This window comes from uncultured Phocaeicola sp., assembly GCF_948499155.1.
In the GTDB taxonomy this organism is placed as follows: domain Bacteria; phylum Bacteroidota; class Bacteroidia; order Bacteroidales; family Bacteroidaceae; genus Phocaeicola; species Phocaeicola faecalis.
Window position 1 is genome coordinate 1 of record NZ_CAOOSE010000051.1, and the last position, 10,077, is coordinate 10,077.

Annotated in this window: 6 protein-coding genes; all 6 read left to right on the forward strand. The window is 42.3% G+C overall.

Annotated elements, in window-relative coordinates; all coding sequences use genetic code 11:
- Positions 1-62 precede the first annotated feature (62 nt).
- A complete protein-coding gene (locus QYT14_RS18690) occupies positions 63-2,381 on the forward strand; it encodes an ATP-binding protein (RefSeq protein ID WP_004291467.1) in 2,319 nt (772 codons plus the stop codon).
- The gene (locus QYT14_RS18695) at positions 2,374-3,696 is read left to right on the forward strand and encodes a sigma-54 dependent transcriptional regulator (RefSeq protein WP_004291471.1); all 1,323 of its coding nucleotides are present in this window, start codon (positions 2,374-2,376) and stop codon (positions 3,694-3,696) included. Before QYT14_RS18690 ends, QYT14_RS18695 begins: the two co-directional genes overlap by 8 nt.
- 279 nt (positions 3,697-3,975) lie before the next feature.
- Positions 3,976-4,398, forward strand: coding sequence for a dihydrofolate reductase family protein (locus tag QYT14_RS18700; RefSeq protein ID WP_004291474.1), 423 nt, complete (start codon positions 3,976-3,978; stop codon positions 4,396-4,398).
- Positions 4,399-4,636: 238 nt separating this feature from the next.
- On the forward strand, positions 4,637-5,242 hold the full coding sequence (locus QYT14_RS18705) for an RteC domain-containing protein (RefSeq protein WP_004304269.1): 606 nt from the start codon (positions 4,637-4,639) through the stop codon (positions 5,240-5,242).
- Positions 5,243-5,543: 301 nt separating this feature from the next.
- Positions 5,544-6,674: an ATP-binding protein gene (locus QYT14_RS18710; protein ID WP_004291480.1), complete on the forward strand. Its 1,131-nt coding sequence runs from the start codon at positions 5,544-5,546 to the stop codon at positions 6,672-6,674.
- A gap of 16 nt (positions 6,675-6,690) precedes the next feature.
- Complete coding sequence (locus tag QYT14_RS18715; RefSeq protein ID WP_004291481.1) at positions 6,691-9,945, forward strand: P-loop NTPase fold protein; 3,255 nt, start codon at positions 6,691-6,693, stop codon at positions 9,943-9,945.
- The last annotated feature ends 132 nt before the right edge of the window (positions 9,946-10,077 follow it).

A 10,077-nucleotide genomic window follows, 5' to 3' on the forward strand; every position in this document is an offset into this window, starting at 1 on the left:
ATCCGCATGAACGAAAAAGATAAACTTTTATTCATGTTCCAAAAATCAATGTCATTAAAATAATGGAGCGGTCAGGAAATTTCTATAAGGCAATACGGTTGGGATATATACTTATCTCCATTCTTATCGGATGTATGGCATATAATAGCCTCTATGAATGGCAGGAGATAGAAGCATTAGAACTTGGCAATAAAAAAATAGACGAGCTCCGAAAAGAAATAAACAATATCAATATTCAAATGATAAAATTTTCTCTATTGGGTGAAACAATACTGGAATGGAACGATAAAGATATCGAGCATTACCATGCACGGCGTATGGCAATGGACAGTATGCTCTGCCGTTTCAAGGCCACCTATCCAGCAGAGCGCATCGATAGTGTGCGCAGTCTTTTAGAGGATAAGGAACGACAGATGTTCCAGATAGTCCGGTTAATGGATGAACAACAATCTATTAACAAGAAGATAGCCAATCAAATTCCGGTTATTGTACAGAAAAGTGTGCAGGAACAGTCCAAAAAGCCAAAACGAAAAGGTTTCTTAGGCATATTCGGCAAAAAAAAGGAAGTAACTCCAGCAGTATCAACCACTATCCTTCATTCGGTCAATAGAAACGTAATCAGCGAACAGAAAGTGCAGGATCGCCAATTGTCGGAACAAGCCGACAGCCTTGCAGCTCGTAATGCAGAACTTAACAGACAACTGCAAGAATTAATTTGCCAAATAGAAGAAAAGGTACAAACCGAACTGCAAAGCCGGGAAAACGAAATAGTTGCCATGCGTGAAAAGTCATTTATGCAAGTAGGCGGTTTAATGGGATTCGTTCTTCTATTGTTGTTAATTTCCTACATCATCATACATCGTGATGCAAAAAGCATTAAACAATACAAGCACAAGACAACTGATTTGATAAGGCAACTGGAACAATCCGTACAACGGAACGAGGCACTGATAACGTCAAGGAAGAAGGCGGTACATACTATCACCCATGAACTGCGCACACCGCTGACAGCAATAACAGGCTATGCCGGACTGATACGGAAAGAACAGTGTGAGGATAAGTCCGGGCAGTATATCCAAAACATACTGCAATCCTCCGACCGTATGCGGGATATGCTTAACACTTTGCTTGACTTCTTCCGCCTGGACAACGGCAAGGAACAGCCCCGTCTGTCACCCTGCCGGATTTCAGCAATCACGCACACACTTGAAACGGAGTTCATGCCTGTTGCCGTGAACAAAGGGCTGTCCTTGTCCGTGAAGACTGGACACGATGCCATTGTATTGACCGACAAAGAGCGAATAATACAAATCGGGAATAACCTGCTGTCAAACGCTGTCAAGTTCACAGAAGAAGGCGGTGTTTCTTTGATTACTGAATATGATAATGGAGTTCTGACACTGGTCGTTGAAGATACAGGTACAGGCATGACAGAAGAGGAACAGAAACAAGCGTTCGGTGCGTTTGAACGTCTATCAAATGCCGCCGCAAAGGAGGGTTTCGGGCTTGGGCTTGCCATAATGCGTAATATTGTGTCGATGCTTGGCGGAACAATCCGTTTAGACAGCAAGAAAGGGAAAGGCAGTCGTTTCACAGTTGAAATTTCTATGCAGGAAGCTGAAGAACAGCTTGGATATACAAGCAATACACCTGTTTATCATAACAATAAATTCCATGATGTTGTCGCCATTGACAATGATGAGGTATTACTTCTGATGCTGAAAGAGATGTATTCCCAAGAAGGAATACACTGCGACACTTGCACCGATGCTGCGGCACTGATGGAAATGATACGCCAGAAAGAATACAGCCTGTTGCTGACAGACTTGAATATGCCCGATATAAACGGTTTCGAATTGCTGGAACTGTTGCGTTCGTCCAACGTGGGCAATTCACCAACAATCCCGGTGGTTGTGGCAACCGCTTCGGGCAGTTGTAACAAAGGGGAACTATTGGCAAAAGGCTTTGCCGGATGCCTGTTCAAACCGTTCTCCATATCGGAACTGATGGAGGTTTCCGACAGGTGTGCCATAAAAGCGACACCGGACGGGAAACCGGACTTTTCCGCCTTATTGTCCTATGGCAATGAAGCCGTCATGCTGGAAAAGTTGATAACTGAAACAGAAAAGGAAATGCAGGCGGTACGGGATGCAGCAAAAGAAAAAGACCTGCAAAAGCTGGATTCCCTGATCCACCACCTGCGCAGTTCGTGGGAGGTGCTCCGTGCCGACCAACCGCTGAATGTACTTTACGGATTGCTTCGTGGCGATGCTCTCCCGGATGGTGAAGCGTTAAGCCATGCCGTGACTGCCGTGCTGGATAAGGGAGTGGAAATAATACGGTTGGCAGAAGAGGAAAGGAGAAAATACGAAGATGAATAAGACAAAAATAATTGTGGTGGAAGACAACATCGTGTATTGCGAATATGTCTGCAATATGCTGTCACGGGAGGGCTACCGCAATATGAAGGCTTACCACCTCTCAACCGCGAAGAAACATCTGCAACAGGCAACAGATAATGATATCGTGGTTGCCGACCTGCGTCTGCCTGACGGCAGTGGCATAGACCTTTTGTGCTGGATGCGAAAGGAGGGAAAGATGCAGCCCTTCATCATTATGACCGACTACGCCGAAGTTAATACCGCCGTGGAAAGCATGAAACTCGGCTCGATAGACTATATTCCCAAACAGCTTGTGGAGGATAAACTTGTCCCCCTGATCCGTTCCATACTGAAAGAACGTCAGGCAGGACAACGCCGTATGCCTATATTCGCCCGTGAAGGTTCCGCCTTTCAGAAAATCATGCACCGCATAAGGCTGGTAGCCGCCACCGATATGAGCGTGATGATATTTGGTGAGAACGGCACGGGCAAGGAGCATATTGCCCACCTGTTGCATGACAAGAGCAAACGTGCAGGCAAGCCATTTGTGGCGGTGGACTGCGGTTCACTCTCCAAAGAGCTTGCACCGTCGGCTTTCTTCGGACACGTCAAAGGTGCATTTACAGGTGCGGACAATGCCAAGAAAGGATATTTCCATGAGGCGGAAGGCGGCACGTTGTTTCTGGACGAGGTAGGAAACCTCGCGTTGGAAACCCAACAGATGTTGCTCCGTGCCATACAGGAGAGGCGGTATCGCCCGGTCGGAGACAAGGCAGACCGGAATTTCAATGTCCGCATCATCGCTGCTACCAATGAAGATTTGGAGGTATCGGTGAATGAAAAGCGTTTTCGGCAGGATCTTCTGTACCGCCTGCACGACTTCGGGATAACCGTTCCTCCGTTGCGTGACTGTCAAGAAGACATTATGCCGCTGGCAGAGTTCTTCCGTGATATGGCAAACAGAGAGCTGGAGTGTAGCGTGAGCGGGTTCAGTTCCGAAGCACGTAAAGCGTTGCTGACACACGCATGGCCGGGCAACGTGCGGGAACTTCGGCAGAAAGTTATGGGTGCTGTATTGCAGGCGCAGGAAGGTGTTGTCATGAAAGAGCATCTGGAACTTGCCGTGACGAAACCGACCTCTACTGTCAGCTTCGCCTTGCGCAATGACGCGGAGGATAAGGAGCGGATATTGCGTGCGTTGAAACAGGCAAACGGCAACCGGAGTGTCGCCGCAGAACTGCTCGGCATAGGCAGGACAACACTATACAGCAAACTTGAAGAGTATGGACTTAAATATAAATTCAAGCAATCATAGCCCGTAATTCACTGAATTTGGCTATCTTTGCATAACATTTGAGAAAAACGGCGATTGGCAGGAGCTTTTCGCCGCCAACATATAGGATAAGACCGCAAGGCGTTTCAAGCGAAAATCTGGTAAATTGGAACTACGGAGACGATTGCGTGATGCTTATGCTATGCTTACGCATAGCGTGCATTCACGTACTCTCCGTAAAGGCTTTACCAGAGCCATCGCTTGAAGGTAGTGTGAATTGCACGCTACTTTTTTACCCTTGCCTAACGAAAGGAAACGATTATGGGTAAAGTTCAGATTCTCGCCGTACTGACGATGGACGGATGTCTTTCTTCAGAGTTATATGATAAAGCACATCAGGATTTGTGCCTTGACCGTTGCGGTCTTGATGAAATCAGGAAGAAAGCCTTTTACCGTGTGACACCGGACTATTCCATTTCAATGCTGCACGAATGGAGAAAAGACTGCACAAACATCCGTTACCTCGCGGAAGCCACACCGGACACGGCAGACTATATAAACGGACTGCTGCGGATGCACGCTGTGGATGAAATCATACTATACACCGTTCCTTTCATATCCGGAAGCGGACGACATTTTTTTAAGTCGGCTCTGCCAGAGCAACACTGGACGCTTTCCTCTTTGAAAAGCTATCCCAACGGTGTATGTCGCATTATCTATATCCTTGATAAAAAAGCAAGATAGCCAAAATGTGCGGCAAGCATACATTTCTATTTTCAGGAATAGAATAAATGTTCCGATTACAAACAATTTAAGTCGGAGATAATTTGTCCTTGTGAAAAAATACTGAATTTTATACCTCTGAAATCCAGCACTTTGTAAAATTGAGTGTTGGATTTTTTATTTTCTGCCGCGTTTTTTGCCAATTATATTCATGTGCGCACGCAGAAAACAAAGTGTAATTTTCAAAATTGACAGAACCATGAATTATTTCTTGCTGGCGGAAACCGACTTTTTCCGCCTGATAAACGAAGCCGGCGACTGCAATATGGAAACGGCATACACGGCTTTCGCCACCCAAGTGATCGAACTGTGCAACGGCGGCATGGACATGAACCTTACCGTCATCGCGCTTGCCTACATCGAAATCGAGTTGCAGCACCATCCCGTACGTAATCTGTCAGAAGAAAAAAGAGAGATTGCCGCCTACGTCAGCAAGGCTCTGTCTTTCGTAAGAAAGATGCAGAAATTCCTTGCCACGCCCCAAGTGCCACCACTAATATCCGCCAACAACGCAACAGAAACCACCGCCAGCCTTCTTCAATGGACGGGCAATGCCATCGACCTCGTGGAACTTATCTACGGCATAGACGTGATGGGCTGCATCAACAACGGCAATATGCCGCTCAAACAGCTCGCCCCACTTCTCTATAAGATATTCGGGGTTGATTCTAAAGACTGCTACCGCTTCTACACTGATATCAAACGCCGGAAGAACGAAAGCCGCACCTATTTCATTGACAGGATGCAGGAAAAACTGAACGAGAGAATGTTGCGTGATGAGGAGTTGGAGCGGATGAGAAAATAAAAAAATATCCATTACATATGAGAAGACAGGAATACTCGTATCCTGTCTTTTTATTTTCATTTAATTATATATTAATTAGCACAATATATGTGAGTTTTTCATTCCTATAAGGACAAATTTCAGAAACGTATGTCTGGTAAATTATTGAGTCATCATAGTATGAACATATATCATTACTAAAAACAATGAAACAACTTCCATAAGATTGTGGTTGTAAAAATCGCCATTTAATAGCCCGTTTTTTTTGTAAAATTCGCCAATTAAAAAAATATGATTATCTTTGCATTATATTTTATAAGGTATGGAAACAGTAAATAGAATACTTCAAGAGAAGATTACAGCACGAATCGCGCCCAATAAAGCAGTACTGATTTTTGGTGCTCGCCGTGTTGGTAAAACGGTAATGATGCGTAAAATTGTGGACAACTATTCAGGTAGGACGATGATGCTCAACGGCGAAGACTACGACACATTAGCACTATTGGAGAATCGCTCAATAGCCAATTATCGGCATTTATTGGATGGTATTGATTTGCTGGCTATTGATGAGGCACAGAACATACCACAAATCGGTAGTATTCTGAAGTTGATAGTTGATGAAATACCGGGAATAAGTGTCTTGGCAAGTGGTTCTTCGTCATTCGATTTGCTGAATAAGACTGGTGAACCGTTGGTCGGCCGCAGTACGCAATTTCTCCTTACACCATTCTCGCAACGGGAAATCGCACAGACGGAAACGGCACTTGAAACCCGCCAGAACCTCGAAGCGCGCTTGATTTACGGTTCCTATCCCGAAGTAGTAATGATGGAGAACTATGAACGTAAAACAGACTACCTACGTGATATTGTCGGTGCATACCTGCTTAAAGATATCTTAGCAATTGACGGCTTAAAAAATTCGAGCAAGATGCGCGATCTACTGCGATTGATAGCTTTTCAGTTGGGCAGCGAAGTTTCTTACGAAGAGTTAGGTAAACAACTCGGCATGAGCAAGACGACCGTTGAAAAATACCTCGACCTATTGGAAAAGGTCTTCGTTATCTATCGTCTGGGGGCTTATTCGCGTAACCTACGCAAGGAGGTTACAAAAGCTGGCAAGTGGTACTTCTACGACAACGGCATTCGCAATGCCATTATCGGGGCTTTCTCACCGCTGGCCATTCGGCAGGATGTCGGTGCGCTGTGGGAGAACTACATCATCGGAGAGCGGCGCAAAGCGAACTTCAATGAGGGACTGCACAGGGAGTTCTATTTCTGGCGCACCTACGACAAACAGGAAATCGACCTGATTGAGGAGAGTGCCGACAGTCTTACCGCCTTGGAGTTCAAGTGGGGAAATAAAATGCCGGCCGCACCGAAAGCCTTCCAAGAAGCCTATCCCTATGCCGAGTTTCATGTGGTAAATCGGGAGAATTATTTGGAGTTCGTATAATCAATAAATTACGTATATGGAAACAAAACTACAATCCAAACAGCAATATCCGCGGTTTATCCAAAATAAACCGTGTGGTATTGACAAATTCGATGGAGGTTCGCAAGAAAGGTTGGCAAAAACTATTGCTCGCCATTTTTGTCAGAATGATTCATTGGATGAGGAATGTACTTTACCTCGAATTATCGGCATCGAAGGTATTTGGGGATCTGGAAAATCCAACGTGGTTAAAATGTTGGAACGTGAATTATCAGACGACTATTACTTTTTTGAGTATGACGCATGGGGACATCAAGAGGACTTGCAACGCCGCTCTATATTGGAATTGCTTACAAGCAAACTTATTGATGATGGTATCCTATCTGGAAATGCAACAATAAAAGTCAAAGGTGGAGGTACGAAAACCGTATCATGGTCTGAAAAGCTGAAATATTTATTAGCCCGTAAAACGGAGACCGTAACCGAAAAATATCCCCTTATCAGTAATGGTATGGTTGCGGCATTTTTGGTTGCAGTTTTAACTCCGATATTTACATTTATTGCGTATGCAGTAAAACCTACACCCACAACATGGTGGTTTTCTTTATTGTCTATTATCATAGCTGCACTGCCAGTTCTTATTGCATTGTGCGTTTGGAAATGGGCATATAGCAAAGATCATAAATATGGATGGAGTTATATGTTAGCTATTTATCAAGATAAAGTCGAAAAGGACGTTTGCTATGAGACTTTGAGCGAAGACGAACCAACGGTTTACGAGTTCAAAACATGGATGCAAGACATTTCTGATTTTATCAAGGAAAAAGGACAACGTAAATTAGTCCTTGTTTTTGACAACATGGATCGTCTCCCCGCTGAAAAAGTAAAAGAATTATGGTCTTCTATCCATACGTTCTTCGCCGATAGCGGTTTTGAAAATGTTTGGGCTGTTATTCCTTTCGATGAAACACATTTAGCTTGTGCATTCGGAGATGAGACCGACGAACAAACGAAACAACTGACCAAGTATTTTATCAATAAAACTTTCCCTATTGTTTATCGTGTTGCTCCTCCTGTTATTACCGACTATCGAAGTATATTCAACAAACTGTTTGTTGAAGCATTTGGAGAAACAGAAAATGAAGCGAAAGAAACTATAAATCGGATATTCAGATTGGTAAATCCTAATGCCAATGTTAGGGAAATTATATCATATATCAATGAGATGGTCGCTCTTAAACAAGAGTGGTGTAACGAAATTTTGATGATAAACATAGCATTGTTCTGTTTGAAGAAGACGGATATTCTGGCAAATCCAGTAGAACAAATATTGTCCGGCGACTATCTGAATGGCATTCAAACAATAATTAACAATGATCTGCAAACACAACGCGAAATTGCAGCTTTGGTATATGGTGTCGATGTTGAAGATGCTCGACAAATTCCATTGAAAAAATATATTGAAGGCTGCATCAACGGAGAAGAAGACCACGACATAAATCAATATGCAGAGACTAATAAACAATTTGACACTGTATTAGAAGAAGTTATACAATGTATGGACAATGCGCTTATCGATAAGATTATACATTGTTTGCATAAATTAACTCGAAAGAGCGATGTTATTCTGCGTGTATGGCAAAGAATAGCACAATTGAAATTAAAAGAATCCATAGAGAAGCAGGTGTTCCCTGTCGAATACCAAGAACTGCTGTTGCATTTAGACACGGAAAGCCAAAACCATGTGATTGCTCAATTATATAAGAAGATAGTTCGGTTCAATGACTTCAATGGCGGCGACTATTTCAAAACGTTAGATGCAATAGACAGGTTTATTGCGCAAAATAAGTTGGCGTGCGATTTTACGTCATTGATTGAAGCAAAAACAGTCAAGCCAAATACATTTATCGATTATATTCAAGCTGCAAATGCAACAGATGCTGCCTATCGGGATAACGCGACAACTAAAGCATATAAATATTATCAAGTAGCAACAAATTCGGAGGCGCTCGATAATTATTTGGCAAACTTACTACCCGATAATTTCGACCATGCAGATATTGTAAAAACGTTAAAAGATAATTCTACCTATACGTTTCCAACGCTTTTGCAAGCGATCACGAATTGCATTGATGAACAGAATGTAAATAAAGATAATATAGGGGCTATATTTACAACCTATCGTTTATTGGCATCTGACGAAGAAAGACCTTTACCTGTAACGTTAGATTCAACCTACATAAATCAGTTGCATTCTGAATTAGAAACTGATGGCCGAAACATTAAAGAGTCTGGATATTACGATTTAGTCGCCATGCAATTGGCACATGGTCATTCCGTTTCCTTAATAGAGGGTGGAGATATAAAATATGTTGCAGAACTCATGGACTATTATGTGGATCATGGAGACTTATTAGTAAATAGTGTGGGATGGAATATACCGCTATTAAATGAAACACTACAATACATGGTAAATCATAAACTTGGCTATAAATTATTGCTCTCAGACATATTGCCCCAATTTGAAGATATTAAGAACAGAATAGGTGTAACGGATGAGGTATTTATCGAGCATTTAGCAGAGTGGAATACCGATTTGGATAAGTATATCACTAAGAACAATATTAAAGATGTAATTCCTGACGCATCTTTTTACGATTTGACCACTAAAATAAGCAATGTCCTGACCGATCATATCAATAAAATAGCGTTCGAAGCGTTGTCTGAAATAAGTGTTGATACATTATACGCCCAAAGAACAGCACATACATCATATTATTGGTTTGTCGCAATAAAACATTTACTGGCTAAAATCAAATCCTTGCCAGATAACTTGACTGAATTTGGCAAAAAGATTCTGATGGATATTGCTTCTGGAACTCAAAGTTTGAATCCTTTCCCTAATTGTTTCAAGAATATAGTTGAAAGATTGGATAAACGAAAAATTAAATCGACAGTTACCGATATAAGAAATGATTTCTGCATCGGTAAAAAGACTATCAATGCAATAAAGTTTCAATTTTTCGAAACATGGCTTAGATCGCATGGTAATTTGAAAAGTCAAGCTGGAGACGTTATTGATAAAATAGTGAAACCTGTAATTTCCGATGGGGCATGCCGTTCATTGATTCTGCAAAACAAAGATTTTTATATGGATTTAATAAATACAGCAGGGGATGATGCTTATGAATTGAAAAAGAGTCTCCGAAACCTCATACAAAAAGATTCAGATCCGCAATTGGTTAAATTTGTCAATTCGATAGATTCAGTACCTGAGGTTGAAACCGCGTAAGTATTTGTCTAACAAGTCCGAATTTTACGATTTTACCCGTCAGAACTGAAGTGCCCCCCAAAAAAATTGTATCCAACTTTTGGGGGTCACTTCAAACTTCGATAGGGATAATTTTCAATTTTGGGGACTTGT